The sequence below is a fragment of the Paenibacillus apii genome, from assembly GCF_011043685.1.
GTDB lineage: Bacteria > Bacillota > Bacilli > Paenibacillales > Paenibacillaceae > Paenibacillus_AQ > Paenibacillus_AQ sabinae.
In genome coordinates this window covers 224,699-239,467 of record NZ_JAAKGU010000003.1, presented here as the reverse complement: position 1 = coordinate 239,467, position 14,769 = coordinate 224,699, and the positions used below count along the sequence as shown (strand labels likewise).

At 52.4% G+C, this 14,769-nt stretch carries 14 protein-coding genes; 11 read left to right on the top strand and 3 right to left on the bottom strand.

Going from position 1 to position 14,769, the window contains the following annotated elements:
• The first annotated feature begins 39 nt into the window (after positions 1-39).
• The gene (locus tag G5B47_RS09435; protein ID WP_165097220.1) at positions 40-1,608 is read left to right on the top strand and encodes a M14 family metallopeptidase; all 1,569 of its coding nucleotides are present in this window, start codon (positions 40-42) and stop codon (positions 1,606-1,608) included.
• A gap of 182 nt (positions 1,609-1,790) precedes the next feature.
• Here the strand turns inward: G5B47_RS09435 and G5B47_RS09430 are convergent, their stop codons facing one another.
• Positions 1,791-2,678, bottom strand: coding sequence for an NAD(P)-dependent oxidoreductase (locus G5B47_RS09430; protein WP_165097218.1), 888 nt, complete (start codon positions 2,676-2,678; stop codon positions 1,791-1,793).
• Positions 2,679-2,998: 320 nt separating this feature from the next.
• Here G5B47_RS09430 and G5B47_RS09425 point away from each other — a divergent pair, with 320 nt between their 5' ends.
• From G5B47_RS09425 to G5B47_RS09415, 3 genes are all read left to right on the top strand, one after another.
• Positions 2,999-4,354, top strand: a complete 1,356-nt coding sequence (locus tag G5B47_RS09425) for a glucose-6-phosphate isomerase (protein WP_025333742.1) — start codon at positions 2,999-3,001, stop codon at positions 4,352-4,354.
• A gap of 125 nt (positions 4,355-4,479) precedes the next feature.
• Complete coding sequence (locus G5B47_RS09420) at positions 4,480-5,112, top strand: YigZ family protein (protein WP_165097216.1); 633 nt, start codon at positions 4,480-4,482, stop codon at positions 5,110-5,112.
• Positions 5,113-5,117: 5 nt separating this feature from the next.
• Positions 5,118-5,699: a TetR/AcrR family transcriptional regulator gene (locus G5B47_RS09415; protein WP_165097214.1), complete on the top strand. Its 582-nt coding sequence runs from the start codon at positions 5,118-5,120 to the stop codon at positions 5,697-5,699.
• A gap of 251 nt (positions 5,700-5,950) precedes the next feature.
• Here G5B47_RS09415 and G5B47_RS09410 read toward each other — a convergent pair whose 3' ends face one another.
• Positions 5,951-6,352, bottom strand: coding sequence for a secondary thiamine-phosphate synthase enzyme YjbQ (locus G5B47_RS09410; RefSeq protein ID WP_165097212.1), 402 nt, complete (start codon positions 6,350-6,352; stop codon positions 5,951-5,953).
• 200 nt (positions 6,353-6,552) lie between these two features.
• On the opposite strand from G5B47_RS09410, the gene cysT reads away from it, so the two are divergent.
• From cysT to G5B47_RS09390, 4 genes are all read left to right on the top strand, one after another.
• Positions 6,553-7,368 (top strand): sulfate ABC transporter permease subunit CysT, encoded by an 816-nt coding sequence (gene cysT, locus G5B47_RS09405; RefSeq protein ID WP_165097210.1) that lies wholly within the window; start codon positions 6,553-6,555, stop codon positions 7,366-7,368.
• A complete protein-coding gene (locus G5B47_RS09400; protein WP_165097208.1) occupies positions 7,365-8,162 on the top strand; it encodes a sulfate ABC transporter permease subunit in 798 nt (265 codons plus the stop codon). The genes cysT and G5B47_RS09400 overlap by 4 nt, the downstream gene beginning before the upstream one ends.
• 2 nt (positions 8,163-8,164) lie before the next feature.
• The gene (locus G5B47_RS09395) at positions 8,165-9,229 is read left to right on the top strand and encodes a sulfate/molybdate ABC transporter ATP-binding protein (protein WP_165097206.1); all 1,065 of its coding nucleotides are present in this window, start codon (positions 8,165-8,167) and stop codon (positions 9,227-9,229) included.
• A 111-nt stretch (positions 9,230-9,340) separates the two neighbouring features.
• On the top strand, positions 9,341-10,399 hold the full coding sequence (locus G5B47_RS09390; protein ID WP_165097204.1) for a sulfate ABC transporter substrate-binding protein: 1,059 nt from the start codon (positions 9,341-9,343) through the stop codon (positions 10,397-10,399).
• A gap of 82 nt (positions 10,400-10,481) precedes the next feature.
• Here the strand turns inward: G5B47_RS09390 and G5B47_RS09385 are convergent, their stop codons facing one another.
• The gene (locus G5B47_RS09385) at positions 10,482-11,462 is read right to left on the bottom strand and encodes an aldo/keto reductase (protein ID WP_165097201.1); all 981 of its coding nucleotides are present in this window, start codon (positions 11,460-11,462) and stop codon (positions 10,482-10,484) included.
• A gap of 157 nt (positions 11,463-11,619) precedes the next feature.
• Between G5B47_RS09385 and sigZ the strand changes: the two genes are divergently transcribed.
• The 3 genes from sigZ to G5B47_RS09370 all read left to right on the top strand — a co-directional run bounded on the left by sigZ (position 11,620) and on the right by G5B47_RS09370 (position 14,744).
• Positions 11,620-12,180, top strand: coding sequence for an RNA polymerase sigma factor SigZ (sigZ, locus tag G5B47_RS09380; protein ID WP_165097198.1), 561 nt, complete (start codon positions 11,620-11,622; stop codon positions 12,178-12,180).
• Between the two features lie 95 nt (positions 12,181-12,275).
• On the top strand, positions 12,276-13,061 hold the full coding sequence (locus G5B47_RS09375; protein ID WP_165097195.1) for an MBL fold metallo-hydrolase: 786 nt from the start codon (positions 12,276-12,278) through the stop codon (positions 13,059-13,061).
• Between the two features lie 357 nt (positions 13,062-13,418).
• Positions 13,419-14,744, top strand: coding sequence for an ABC transporter substrate-binding protein (locus G5B47_RS09370; protein WP_165097192.1), 1,326 nt, complete (start codon positions 13,419-13,421; stop codon positions 14,742-14,744).
• The last annotated feature ends 25 nt before the right edge of the window (positions 14,745-14,769 follow it).

The following is a 14,769-nucleotide window of genomic DNA, read 5'->3' as shown; positions in this document are numbered from 1 at the left end:
TTCATACATCGATCTAAGGGGCTGGAAACGCTGAAACGAATGTCGTATAAGTCAACCTATTATTCTCTAATTCTTTTCCACATTTTTCTGCTATCTATTGTTATTTTTCCAACCGGTGAGGCCCGGGCCTCCGCCGATATCGTAAATCCCAAACAAGTCTATTCCTATTCCGTCATGCAGCGAGATATCGAGAAGTTCGCAAGCGCGTATCCGGACCTGGTGTCCGTCCAGACTTTAGGTCAGACCGCGTACGGAAGACAACTGTGGGCTGTAAAGCTTGGCCGCGGGGAGTCGGTGCTGTTCCTGAACGGTTCGCATCACGCCCGGGAATGGATGACAACCGCACTGCTGATGAAAATGATTGATACATACGCTCAAAGCTATACTCTCGATAAGTCAATCGGACCCTATAAGATCAGGGAGATCCTGAACCGTGTCAGCATCTGGATCGTGCCGATGGTTAACCCGGACGGGGTAACATTGTCTCAGCAAGGGACCGCCGGTTTGCCAAACAACGCAGCCGCATTGTTGAGCCGCTATAACAGGGGCAGCGCCGATTTTACCCGTTGGAAGGCCAATATGCAGGGACTCGATCTGAACCGCCAGTATCCGGCCAATTGGAGCACGATGAAAAATGCGGTCAGCTACCCGAACTACCAAAATTACAGAGGAACAAAGCCGGTCCAGGCGCCCGAAGTTAAAATGATGATGGACTTAACCTATAAAATAGATCCGGACATTACGATTTCTTACCACAGCTCCGGCGAAATTATTTTCTGGAATTATCGGACGCTTCCCGTAAACCTGGCGCGCGATCGGGAGATCGCTTCCTCGCTGGCACGGTTAACAGGCTACAGTCTAGTCCGGCCGGAAAAAAATCCATCGGGAGGAGGCTATAAGGACTGGTACATTCAGGAGTTCGGGCGTCCGGGCTTTACGATTGAAATCGGAAATTACGCGGGGGAAGGCAACGTACCGCTGAGCGCCTTCGGGAAAATATGGAACGAGAATAGACAGGTTCCGTTATATACCGCTTCGCAATCATATAAGCTATGGCTGAAGCGGCAGAATGTTCAGATTCTGAATCAACACATGAGTTTGTTTGCAAGTACGCCTATTTATCAGGGGGCAGGTGCCGCCCCGTCTTCTTCGGTTACCAGTTCGCATGACGTATTAACGCTTGCCCGAAAAGGCGACTGGTACCAAATCAAGACGGAAACCGGTGCCGGATGGATTCATCCCGCTCCCGGTCAGCTAGGAATTGTGGAAGAGATCGGTGCGGAAGCCGATATCAAGCAAAAAGCCGTGTTGCGCAAATATCCCGATGCTTTTGCTCCAAAAGTCGCCTATTTGTCTTCGCAAAGCCTTAAAGTAACGGGCCGGATCGGCTCATGGCTCCGTGTCGATTCAGGACAAGGGGAGTGGTGGCTGGATGGCCGCGAGGCGGTTCTCCGGTGGCCTGTGGAACCCGCCAAGACGGACAATGCGGAAGAGGGAGCGACCACCACTGAAACTGAAGGCGCCGGAGCTGAAAGTGCCAGCCCGGAAAACGCAACGAATAGCGCCGGACCGGATAGCACGGCGCCGGAGACGACGCCAGCCCCTTAACCGGCCGCTAATAAGCCGCCTTACGCGAGGCGCCGGCGATGGCAGCAGGAAGTAGATTATCTCCGGCTCGAAACTTTAAAGCCTTCCTAGTACACACAAAACAGCCTGCCCCATGCAGATCGAAATACTGCATGGAGGCAGGCTGTTCGTTAGTTTATATATGATTTCGAGCTCCGCCGCCCTTATTCGCCGATCTTGCGGCCGATCCAGGCTTCGTAGGTTTTCACGACAGCCGAGAGATCTTCCTCGCCGCTGCCGCTGTTATAGCCCGCCTGAAACAGGCTCTTGGCCAGTTCCAGGGCCGGGGTAGGAACGCCGCTTGCGTCGCTCAGCGCGGTGGCCAGCTTCAGGTCCTTCAGCATCAGCCCCAGCGAGAACTGGTTGCTGAAGTCGCTCTCGATAATCTTGCGGCCCTTCAGTTCAACCTGCTTGCTGCCGGCCGAGCCGTTCCGTATCAGCTCCAGGAACTTGTCCGCGGGCACACCGGACTTCACCGCGATCGAGAAGCCTTCGGCAAGCGCAATATTATGGATGCCGACCATCGCGTTATGGGCCAGCTTCGCCGCTGCGCCGCTGCCATTCTCGCCCATGTGAAGCAGCAGCTTGCCCATGGCGTCGAACACATCGCGGCTCGCTTCAATAACATCGGCGCTGCCGCCGACCATGAAGACGAGCGTGCCTTCCACCGCGCCCGGCTTGCTACCGGTTACCGGAGCGTCGAGGAAATGCCCGCCCTTATTTTCGAAGGCGGCCGCGATTTCCTTGACCAGTCCCGGCGAGATTGTGCTTGAATCGATCACGATCGCTCCCGGCTTCAGGGCTTCCAGAATCCCTTCCGGACCATAATAAATCTCGCGGATCGAATCGTCATTGCTGACCATGGTAATAATAACGTCCTTGCCTTCCGAGGCGGCCTGTAGAGAAGCGGCGGCGGTGGCGCCTTCTGTCACAAGCGGATCGCATTTTGCGGCCGTTCGGTTGTACACCGTTACCTGAAATCCTGCCCGCAGAAGGTTGGAGGCCATAGGCGCTCCCATCGTACCGAGTCCGATAAATCCGATTTGTTTCATAAATTTTCACACCTTTGCTGTTAGAGGTAGCAGAAGAACGGAAATAACTGCGGAAGTAGGACTAACCAGTTCCGAATCAGCATATTTCCCCGGACTTCCAGCCTAATCTTTTTCATTTTAGCACGAGCTGGAGAGAGGTTCCAACCCGCACAAGCCGCACCTGCATGGGAAACGCTTCCGTCAAAGACTCCGTTTTTATCAAAATGATACTTTTGCCTGTGCCCTAGGACCTTGCCAGCCCAGTGAAATTAAAGTATCCTATTATAAAGTTGTTACAATTCGTGTCAAATCGATAGCTAAACAGGAGGGTTCCATAACCGATGTCCAAAAAAATCAGTTTTGATTACAGCAAAGCCCTGTCCTTCATTAACCAGCACGAAATCGACTATTTTGCAGCACCAATCAAATTAGCCCATGAGCAATTGCATACCAAAACTGGCACGGGTTCCGACTATACCGGATGGATCGATCTTCCCCACAACTACGATAAAGAAGAATTCGCCCGCATCCAGGCGGCCGCGAAGAAAATTCAGAACGACTCCGATGTGCTGATCGTTATCGGCATCGGCGGTTCTTACCTGGGAGCCCGCGCAGCGATTGAATCGCTGACCCATTCCTTCTACAACAATCTGGAGAAGGGCAAGCGGAAGACGCCTGAAATTTATTTTGCGGGCAACAATATCAGCTCGACTTATCTTACGCATTTGATTCAGCTTCTTGAAGGCAAGGACTTCTCGGTCAACGTCATTTCCAAGTCCGGCACGACTACCGAGCCTGCGATTGCTTTCCGCGTATTCCGCGCAGAGCTGGAGAAGAAATACGGCAAGGAAGAAGCGCGCAAGCGGATCTACGCCACAACCGACAAGGCAAGAGGCGCTCTTAAGACACTCGCCAACGAAGAGGGCTATGAGTCGTTCATCATTCCGGACGATGTGGGCGGACGCTATTCCGTTCTGACGCCGGTTGGCCTGCTGCCGATTGCCGCTGCCGGCATCGACATCGAAGAAATGATGAAGGGCGCAGCCGCAGCCGCCGACGAGTTCAACAATCCGGACGTGGCAACGAACCAAAGCTATCAATACGCCGCCGTCCGCAACGCGCTTTACCGCAAAGGCAAAACGACGGAAATTCTCGTCAACTACGAGCCGTCGCTCCACTACGTATCGGAATGGTGGAAGCAACTGTTCGGCGAGAGCGAAGGCAAGGACTTCAAAGGCATCTATCCTTCCTCCGTGGACTTCTCGACCGACCTGCACTCGATGGGCCAATTCATCCAGGAGGGCAACCGCAACATTTTTGAAACGGTTATCCAAGTGGATCAAGTTCGGGAGCATATTACAATCGAGAGCGATCCGGACGACCTGGACGGACTGAACTTCCTGGCCGGACAGACCGTTGACTTTGTGAACAAGAAGGCGTTCCAAGGCACGCTGCTTGCGCATACCGACGGGCAAGTTCCGAACCTGGTTGTCACGATCCCGGATCAAACGCCATACAGCTTTGGCTATCTCGTATACTTCTTTGAAAAAGCCTGCGGTATCAGCGGATACCTGCTTGGCGTCAACCCGTTCGACCAACCGGGCGTAGAAGCGTACAAGAAGAACATGTTCGCGCTGCTCGGCAAGCCGGGCTATGAAAAGGAAAAAGCGGAGCTCGAGGCCAGACTTACCGAGTAGATTGCCGTTTCTCATCTCATAACACACTACAGTAATCCACCAGGGAGCAGTCCATTAGGTAATCCAATACCGCGGGCTGCTCCTCGTATATACCAAGATTACAGCGAGTAAGGAATGAATGAACAATGCTGGAACAATACCGGACGGTGCGTTCTTCCGGTTCCAAGGAAATCGTTATCCGCAAATCGCGTTTTATCGGACATGTCATGCCGGTAGAGACGGAAGATGAAGCGGTTCAGTTTATTGAAGACATTAAGAAGAAGCATTGGAATGCCACGCATAACTGTTCCGCTTATATGATTGGGGAACGGGATGAAATTCAGAAGCAGTCGGACGACGGGGAACCGAGCGGTACGGCAGGGAAACCGATTCTGGAAGTCATTCGCAACCAGGGCATCAAAAATGCGGCTATAGTCGTCACACGTTACTTCGGCGGCATCCTTCTTGGAGCGGGCGGCCTCATCAGGGCCTACACGGACGGCGCGGTACAGGCGCTGGAAGCCGGAGCAGTGATCACCCGCGTTCTGCACCGTGAAGTTTTTGTGGAACTGGATTATACCTGGCTTGGCAAGGTTGAGAATGAACTGAGAGGCCGGGGGACCAGAACCGGGGAAACGGAGTTCACCGACAAGGTCAAGCTGACATGCCTGCCGCGGAATGGTGAAGCCGATGCCTTCAAGGCATGGATAACGGATTTAACCCAGGGACAAGCGGTTGTAACGGAGGGAAGACAGATCTATTACGAAGAAGGGGAATAACAACTATGGCTAGAAGAGCAGTGGAACAGGAGTTGTCGAGGGAAAGGATTCTGGAGGCGGCAAGACATCTTTTCATCACGAAAGGTTATCGGGCCATCTCCATGCGCAGCATTGGTCAACATTTGGGATACAGTCATGGATCCCTTTATTACCACTTTAAGGAAAAGGCGGAGCTGTTCTACGCGATTGTGGTTGAAGACTTCAACCGTTTGGCCGAGCTGCTGGACGAGACGATGAACAGACCTCCGGAAGAGGGAGTAAGCAAGGTGGAGCAGCTGATGCTGGAGTTTATCCGCTTCGGCTTGGACCATCCGTATCAGTACGAGATTATGTTCATGATCCGGGACGAAGAGCTGCTGGCATATTGTAGAGCGGAACAAGGGAAGTGTTTCGATTTATTCTCCGGTATGGTGCGCCGTTATTTAAAAGAAGAAGGCTATGTGCCTGAGGACTGGCAGAGTGTGCCGCTGACGATGTTCCTGTCGGCCCACGGCTTTATTTCGTACTACATTCAGGACAAGATCAAGTTTGACGATGTAAAATCGGCGGCGCTGTCGCATGTCCGGGTGTTGTGCCGCAGCCTGTAGACGGATATTTTTTCATCCTTTTACGCTTTATGGCTGTGAATTGGTAATCGGTTGCTCCTCTGCTACGTAAAAGCGAAGAGGTGCAGCACAAGTTAAAAGGCCGATTCGGCGTTTAGTTCCGAAAGCGGCCTTTTACTTGAAATATCAGAAAGTATAAGCTTCGCTCTTATCTTTACCCTGATATTTTTACGAGAGACGGATGCCGTCCTCTTCCAGAGGACGGCGAAGCCGTTTCTTCTTATGTCCTGCTCTTACCCTTCAATGATTTTTACATAATATTGCCGCCGTCTCGGGCCGTCGAATTCGCAAAAATAAATGCCCTGCCACCGTCCCAGCAGCAGCTCACCTTCGTGGATGATGATGCTCTGGGATGGCCCCGCCGTTATGGATTTGAGATGCGAAGCCGTATTGCCTTCCGCATGGCGATATTTGGGATGCTCCCATGGATATACCTCATCCAGGCGCATCAGTACGTCATGCTTCACATCGGGATCGGCGTTTTCGTTGATCGCGATGCCGGCTGTTGTGTGGGGGCAGTATACAACCGCTATACCGTTCCGGACGCCGCTTTTTCTTACATATGAAATAACCTCTCTGGTAATATCCCGCAGCTCATCCCGCTTGCTTGTAGCAATTTCTGCCGTGTGCAACACTAACGGATTCCCCTTTCTTAGTCGATTTCAACCCGTTCACAAACTATTTTACCCTAAAAAGCTTCGAAAGTAATTGACGATGGCAAGAGGAGGGTGGTAAAGTAGTAATAATTATTAAACCCAGTATGTTAATAGGAATTACAGGTCGCCTAAAATGGCGAGTATACCGACCCGTCATCCGGAGGTAGGAGGATTATCTGTTGAATTCGCTGCTTAGACACAAAGGATGGACCTGGGGATTTCGAACCACGATTTTGCTGTACTTCGTCGTATTGATCGTGCTTCCGATTCTTGGCGTCTACTACAACTCATTTTCACTCGGTTTCAAAAATTTTGCCGAAAGCATATCTGATCCCATAGCCTGGAAATCGGTGCTGCTCACGCTAAGGCTTGCGCTTGTTGCGACCATTATCAACGTCGTTCTGGGAACGATGATCGCTTGGGTGCTGGTCCGCTACAAATTTCCCGGAAGGTCGCTGCTGAACAGTATGGTGGACCTGCCTTTCGCTCTGCCGACGGCGGTTGGGGGGCTGATGATTCTGCTCCTGCTAGGACCGGGAAGCCTGATCGGCGGTGCGGCGGAAGCGCTCGGGCTGGAAATCGTCTTTCATCAGCCGGCCATTGTCATCGCGATGGTGTTTGTAACCTTTCCGTTCGTCATTCGGGCGGTACAGCCGCTGCTGGAAGAGCTTGATCCTTCCGAGGAAGAAGCGGCCTATACCATGGGCGCCACCGGCGTCCGTGTGTTCCGGAAGGTTATTCTGCCATCCATGGCGCCGGGCATGATCGGAGGAGGCATGCTTGCCTTTTCCCGGGCGCTTGCCGAATTCGGGGCCGTCGTATTGGTGGCAGGCAATATCCCGGGACGTACGCTCGTATCGTCGGTGTTTATCTACGGCGAGGTGGAGAGCGACAATCCGACCGGAGCCGCGGCCGTTTCTATTATTTTGCTGACGCTCTCCTTCCTGATTCTCTGGCTGATCAACATGGCGCAGATGAGGGGGAGAAGAGCATGAGAAGGCTGTGGATCGGACTTACCTATATCGTTTTCTTTCTGTTAATAGCCGCTCCTCTTGGGAAAATTATCTCCAATGCCTTCAGTCACGGCCTTTCCGGATTCCGGGATGCCCTGACAAGGCCGGAGGCGCTGCATGCACTGATGATGACGGCGCTGGTCGTGGTAACGGTGACGGTGCTGAACACCGTGTTCGGCATCATGACGGCTCTTTATCTGGTTCGGGCCGAATGGCTCAGCCCCCGGCTGAAAAGCCTGCTGAACAGCATCGTCGATCTTCCGTACGCGGTATCGCCCGTCATCGGCGGCTTGATGATTGTCCTGCTGCTTGGCCCGGACAGCCCGCTTGGGGCGGTGTTTGAACAGATTGGCTTCAATATCGTCTACGCTTTTCCAGGGATGGTCATCGCCACTCTGTTCGTGACATTCCCGCTAATGGTCAGGGAAGTGATGCCCGTTCTGCAGGAAATCGGCGGGCAGCAGGAGGAGGCCGCTTCGACGCTCGGCGCGTACGGGTGGAAGACCTTCTGGAAGGTAACCTGGCCCTCGATTCAATGGGCGGTAACCTACGGCGTCATTCTTACGGTTGCCCGCTCGCTGGGTGAATTCGGGGCCGTGCTCGTCGTATCCGGCAACATTATGAACAAGACTCAGACGGCGACGACGCTGGTTTATCAGGATGTCGAGAATTTTAATGTAAGTGCGGCAGGCGGCGTCGCGCTGGTATTGGCCGCTTTTTCGGTAGGACTTCTGCTGCTCATGGAATGGAGCAAGAAAAGAAAGGAAGTGCGCTAAACATGCACGTGGAAGTACGCGGACTTAACAAGCATTTTGGCAATTTTCATGCGGTGAAGGATGTCAGCTTCGAAATTACAAAAGGTCATCTGATCGGCCTGCTCGGCCCGAGCGGAGGCGGCAAAACGTCCATCCTGCGGATGCTGGCGGGTCTTGAAACGCCGGATGCCGGCGAAATCGTCTTTCATGGGCAGGTGGTCAATAACCTTCCGCCGCAGGAGCGGGGCATTGGCTTCGTGTTCCAGAACTATGCGCTGTTCAAGCATATGACGGTATATGACAATATCGCCTTCGGGCTTAAAGTGAAAAAAGCGAACAAAAGCTTCATTCGCGATCGGGTTATGGAATTGGTGGAGCTAACAGGGCTGAAAGGCTTCGAGAAGCGGTATCCGCAGCAGCTCTCCGGCGGTCAGCGCCAGCGGGTGGCGTTCGCCCGGGCGCTTGCGCCAGAGCCGCAGCTGCTGCTGCTCGATGAGCCGTTCGCCGCGATCGACGCCAAGATCCGCCAAGAGCTCCGCTCCTGGCTGCGGGAACTGATTGAGCGCGTAGGAATCACATCTATTTTTGTAACGCATGACCAGGATGAAGCGATTGAAGTTGCGGACGAAATCATGATCATTAATCAGGGCCGTCTGGAGCAGAAAGGCACGCCTTGGGATATTTATAAGGAGCCGAAGACGACGTTCGTGGCGACCTTTATCGGCGAGTCGACGCTGATCGAGAATGCGGCCGAGCTGAAAGGGTTCAAGCCGGCGGAAGGCAGCCAGCCGACCAAAGCGCTGATCCGCCCCGAGTACATCGAGGTAGGCGACCTTCAGGATTTCAAAATGGCTTCGGCAACCGAGAAAGGCATTGTCAAACATCTGCAATTCCGGGGCAGCGAATGGCTGGTCGAGGTTGAAGTGAACGGTCACAAGCTGGTGACCTATCGTTCGCTGGAGAAGGAAACGCTGCAGGTGGGGCAGGAAATTGCCGTGCTGGTGCACCGCGCTTACCTGTTCAATGACGAGCGCAGCTGGATTCAGGAGAACAGTTTGAAGGAAGATCCGATGCCGGTATATATTTAAGACCCGTTCCCCGCAGAGGAATCGGCGTTATCTGAATTGGCGCCGGAGCTGGACTTCACTTTGCGGGGTAAATTTTTGGCGTGGCAACTTGGGAAGAAATGAGGCTTGGAAATGAAGCTTTTCAGAAGGAGCAGACAACTGCACGGATGGCTGGCCGTATTGCTGCTGGCGCTGACGCTTACCGCTTGCGCAGCGGAAGGGAAAAGCACGGCGTCGGAAGCCGGGGCAAAAGGCGATGTAACCTTGGTCATTGGTGCTTACAGCGTGGCGAAGGATGCGATGGCGGATATTTTGCCGCTGTTTGCGGAGAAATGGAAGGCGGAGACCGGACAAACGATAGTGTTTCAGCAGTCATATGAGGCTTCGGGGACTCAGGCCCGGGCGATCGCCGGCGGATTCGAGGCCGATGTGACGCTTCTGGCGATGGAAGGCGATGTCAACAAGCTGGTCGACGCGGGGCTGGTGAACCCATCCTGGAAGGAACGGGGACAGAACGGCATGGTGACGCGTTCGATCGTCGTGATGGGCACGCGCGAAGGCAACCCGAAGGGGATTAAGGATTTTGCCGATTTGACGAAGCCCGGTGTAAAGGTGCTGTACCCCAATCCGAAGACCTCGGGCGGCGCCCAGTGGGATATCAACGCGATCTACGGCGCCGGACTGAAGCAGTCGGAGGAGAAGGACGGGCAGAAGGAACCGGAGGCGGCCAAAGCCTTTCTGGCTGACGTCCACGCCAATGTAGAGTCGCTGGACAAGAGCGGACGCGCCTCGATGGCTGCGTTCGAGTATGGCGTCGGCGATGTCATTGTAACCTATGAGAACGAACTGCTGGCGCGGATTGCCAAAGGCGTGAAGTATGAGGTGGTCATTCCCAAAGATACAATTCTGATCGAGAATCCGGCGGCGGTTGTCGATAAATACGCCGATAAGCACGGCACCCGGAAGGCGGCCGAGGCTTTCGTCGATTTCCTGGTGTCGCCTCAGGCGCAGGAGATTTTCGCCGAGCATGGTTTTCGGCCTGTTGATCAGCAGGTGTACAAGGCCAATCAGAGCCGGTTCCCCGTCCCCTCGGGGTTATTCGATATCGACTATTTGGGCGGATGGGACAAGGTCCGCAGCACGCTGTACTCGAAACGGGGCGTATGGTACCAGGTGCTTGCGGGAATTTAAGCCAATGAGAAAAAGCAGACTACCCTTCATGAGAGAGGCGGTCTGCTTTTTTTATTAGTTATGGCTGGTATATTAACTCAACTTACCATGCATAAGCCTCGGGGCTCACACCGCCGGGCCCAGGAAAAATGGCTTCAAGCTCGCGCATAACGTCCTCCCCCAGCCGAATCTCTACGGACCGCAATGTGTCTCTAAGCTGTTCAACTGTTCTCGGTCCGATAATCGGCGCTGTCACTACAGGATGTGCAAGCGTCCACGCCAATGCGACGTTCGCCTCTGTTTCTCCAAATTCCCTGCATAACGCTGAATATTTTTCAAGCTGCACCCGATGCCGTTCGATTCGCTCCGAAAGTGCGGACGTCCTGACTCCCCTATCCGTAGCGAGCGCACGCCCTCCAAGAAGTCCGCCAGCCAACGGACTCCATGGGATCACGCCCAACCCCAAGTCTTGTGCAGCCGGCAGTACTTCCAGTTCGGGTAGCCGTTCGAGCAGGTTGAATTTGTGCTGTTCGCTGACGAGTCCCATGAAATGCCGCGCCTCAGCGACCGACTGCGCCTTTACCAGATGCCAACCAGCAAAGTTGCTGGAACCAATGTAACTGACTTTGCCTGTGCGAACCTGTATTTCGAATGCTTCCCAAAGTTCGTCCCATGGCGTACGCCGATCGATATGATGCATTTGGTATAGTTCCACATGATCGGTTTGCAACCGTCGAAGCGATCCCTCCAGATGTCGCCTAATTTTGTAGAGGGATAATCCTCTTATGTCGTTTGGTCCGTCGAGCGGGTTAGATATAGGTTCATACACTTTCGTAGCCAGGATGACTTTTTCACGACGTTGACCCCCTTGTGCGAACCAGCGACCAATTATAGTTTCTGTAAGCCCTGCATTTGCTCCCCAGCCGTATACATTCGCAGTATCAAAAAAAGTGATTCCGGCATCCAGCGCTTCATCCATAATGCGAAATGCAGTTTGCTCGTCAGTATCAACACCAAAATTCATCGTTCCCAGACAAAGGCGACTGACTCTCAGGCCGGTTCGTCCCAAATAAGTGTACTCCATTGAACGTCCTCCTCTAGTATGATTGACGGTTCTTCTTCATTAACCTAACATCTTTATCAAAGTTCCTTGTTTCTCTCCTCCCTTTTCTTTTACACTTAAGATGACGGGGCTTTTTTGAAAAGGACGCAAAAACTTTTTTGGATGGTGACCTCTCATTATGCGAACTCAACATAACGAGTTATTTGAACTATATGACCAAGTCAAAAGATTTGTTGCCGCAAGGGTAAAATGTTCTACCGCTGTGGATGATATTGTGCAAAATGTGTATTTGAAGGCATATGCCAATCTTGCAAGTCTTACCGATCCAACCAAAATCAAGCCTTGGGTTTACCAGATTGCCCGGAACAGCATTACGGATTATTACCGGCTCCAAGTGCACAAAACTGTTATATTGGATGAATTGGAATTGAGCGTATCGGAGGATTCGGCTAGAGAAGATTTTTCGCAGGAAGTACTCTTTTGTATGAAAGAAGCGATCCGGCAACTGCCTGCAGCCTACCATAATGCATTGACACTTTATCTAGAAGGATTAACTCATAAGCAGGTAAGCGAGAGTCTGGGCATCTCATTATCTGGAGCCAAATCGAGAATTCAGCGCGGGCGGGAGAGAATAAGACGAAAATTAACAGGGTGCTGTCATATTGAAGCGGATCGGTATGGAAACATTGTCGATTTTGCAGTTAAAGAACGTTTCCGCAGACAAGTCGCCCGGGAATAACGTTTCTTACGTCCGATTAGGCAGACAGCGTTTTCCTATTTTATAATACAGAAAGGTTGTCTAATCTGGGTGAGAATAGAAGGGGGAGTAGAGAAATGGATACATTGAAGTTTCTGGGTACGGGCGACGCCATGGGAACGCCGAGGGTGTACTGCGGCTGCCCGGTATGCGAAGAAGCGAGAATAAGCGGAACGAACGCGCGGCTGCGGTCCTCCGTGCTGGTCGAGAGCGGTGACGATTTCTTCGTGATCGACTGCGGGCCGGACTGGCGCCGTCAGATGGAGAGCCTTGGCATTCGCGTTATGTGCAGACTGCTGGTGACCCACCCTCACTTTGACCATATCGGCGGTCTGCCGGAATGGGCGGATGCCTGCCGCTGGGTAGGGATTAAGGGCGAGTTGTATGCGCCGGCGGAGGTCATTCCGGTTATTTTGCGGCAGTATCCCTGGCTGGGAAGCCATATCGAACTGATGCCTCTTGATGAGGGGATCGAGCTGGACGGGTGGCAAATCGCCGCCTGGAGGGTAAACCACGGCAAAAACGGCTACTCTTACGCTTTTCGTCTGGAAAAAGAGGGCTACGCCTGGGTGTACTGTCCGGATTCGATCTCCCTGGGAGATGAGGAGACCCGGTTAATGCGGGAAGCGGATCTGCTTGTGCTGGGTACCAGCTTTTATCATGAGGAAGCCGAACTGTCGACCCGTTCTGTCTATGATATGACCGAAGCGGCCGAGCTGCTTGCGGATGTGAAGCCGCGGCGGGCCGTTTACACGCATATGTCGCATGACGTGGATCTGCGGAAGGCGTATGACCTGCCGGAAAATGTGGAGCTGGGGTATGCGGGCAAGACCGTGCCGCTGGGGCACCGGATCGAAGAATAACATTTTGGTCCTTGGGTAAAACAATACATGAATTTAACGAAAGCCGTCACATTGGTGTGACGGTTTTTATGCGTTTTTTCGATTAAATATCCACAAATCACCAAGGATTCTAGTTTAATCATTTACATTGTTAATTATGCAAAATTTAAATAATAGCCTTTTGACAAACTGTCTAGTGTGCCTGAATTTGAAACAATGCTAAGGTGTGATTAATTCTGACAAGCCTGATCGAATGCGTCTTTTTAACTGACATGACAGGAGCAAGGGGTCAGCATAATTATACAAAGAGAGGGGGATAGACTCGGACGCGTTGCAATCGTCGTTGCTTGCTGAACTATGACCATAAGGAGGCATCTAATGAAGATCAAGTGGACGAAGAAAATCGGTACAAGCATGCTGGTGGCTGCCATGATAGCCGTGTTATCGGCTTGCGGACAGTCCAATAATGCGGACACTGCCTCGGGCCAATCGGGCGAAGCGAAGAAAGAGCCGGTTGTGCTCTCTTTTATGACAACATGGTCGGAAAACGATCCTTTTACAGGCGTTTATTATAAAAATGCAATGGCTTTCCAGGAAGCCAATCCGGATATCAAGCTGGACATTGAAACGATCCCCTATAACGATTACCCGGTAAAATTAAGCACGACTGCGGCTGCGGGCAAATTGACGGATTTGATTCTGATGATCGGCGGGGGTTCCACGTTTGAACAGATCGCCCGTTCCGGCGCGCTGATGCCGATTGACGATATGATGGGCAACTGGAAGGAAGACTTTTTACCGTCCTCGAAAATCAAAGAATTTAATGTCGATGGCAAGCAGTACGGGATTCCGGGCGAGGTTTCATACGCTACGGTCATTTTTTACAACAAAAAAATAATGAAGGATGCCGGTTATACCGAATTTCCGAAGACGTATGAAGCTTTCAAAGCGATGGTGAAGGATCTGAAGGCCAAAAATATTACTCCAATCGCCTATGGCAATAAAACGGGCAGCGTCCTGCTGGCGTCTCTCCTGTCGCCTCTTAATGAAAGAATCTCGGGGCCGGATCTTTATGCGAAAATCAAGTCGGGAGAACAGAAGTTTACCGACCCGGATTTTATGAACGCCCTGAAAGATATCAAGGAGCTTTCCGATATGGGAGCGTTTAACGTTGATCTGAACAGTATTGACAATGTGCAGGCGACCAATCTGTTCCTCTCCGGCAATGCAGCTATGTATATAGACGGCAGCTGGGGAGTCAAGCAAATTTCCATGGATAAGGCTGCGGATTTTGAAGTAGGCTTCGCCGTATTCCCGCAAATTGAGGAAGGCAAAGGCAGCATGTCCACGATGCCGGGTGCGACGAATCAGGGAGTTGTCTTGAACGCAAAGCTGGACGAGACCAAAAAGGCGGCAGCCGAGAAGTTTTTGCAGTTCATGTATAGTGAACAATCCTACCAAAATATTATCCGGTCGGGAAATATGGTTCCGGCCAATGTAGAGGCGCCTGCGGATATCGATCCGCTGTTTAAAGAAATGACCGGCGCGCTTGGCGATGTCAAGGAAGTTACTCCGGTATTTGATATCGTAATGCCCGCTACCGTAGTCGCGGCAACCAAAAACGGCCTTCAAGGACTGACTACGCCAGGCGGAAGCGCTCCGGAGGCCGTGGCGGAGGAGCTGCAGAAGGAATTGGGCCAATAATGTTCTTCAGGCGGAGAGCAGGCTT

Bases quoted from the DNA above. Each gene is read 5' to 3' on its own strand.
- G5B47_RS09415 (WP_165097214.1), top strand. From the start codon at position 5,118: ATGGCTAGAAGAGCAGTGGAACAGGAGTTGTCGAGGGAAAGGATTCTG.
- G5B47_RS09375 (WP_165097195.1), top strand. From the start codon at position 12,276: ATGGATACATTGAAGTTTCTGGGTACGGGCGACGCCATGGGAACGCCG.
- G5B47_RS09425 (WP_025333742.1), top strand. From the start codon at position 2,999: ATGTCCAAAAAAATCAGTTTTGATTACAGCAAAGCCCTGTCCTTCATT.
- G5B47_RS09420 (WP_165097216.1), top strand. From the start codon at position 4,480: ATGCTGGAACAATACCGGACGGTGCGTTCTTCCGGTTCCAAGGAAATC.
- G5B47_RS09385 (WP_165097201.1), bottom strand. From the start codon at position 11,462: ATGGAGTACACTTATTTGGGACGAACCGGCCTGAGAGTCAGTCGCCTT.
- G5B47_RS09400 (WP_165097208.1), top strand. From the start codon at position 7,365: ATGAGAAGGCTGTGGATCGGACTTACCTATATCGTTTTCTTTCTGTTA.
- G5B47_RS09395 (WP_165097206.1), top strand. From the start codon at position 8,165: ATGCACGTGGAAGTACGCGGACTTAACAAGCATTTTGGCAATTTTCAT.
- G5B47_RS09430 (WP_165097218.1), bottom strand. From the start codon at position 2,678: ATGAAACAAATCGGATTTATCGGACTCGGTACGATGGGAGCGCCTATG.
- G5B47_RS09435 (WP_165097220.1), top strand. From the start codon at position 40: ATGTCGTATAAGTCAACCTATTATTCTCTAATTCTTTTCCACATTTTT.
- sigZ (WP_165097198.1), top strand. From the start codon at position 11,620: ATGCGAACTCAACATAACGAGTTATTTGAACTATATGACCAAGTCAAA.
- G5B47_RS09370 (WP_165097192.1), top strand. From the start codon at position 13,419: ATGAAGATCAAGTGGACGAAGAAAATCGGTACAAGCATGCTGGTGGCT.
- G5B47_RS09390 (WP_165097204.1), top strand. From the start codon at position 9,341: ATGAAGCTTTTCAGAAGGAGCAGACAACTGCACGGATGGCTGGCCGTA.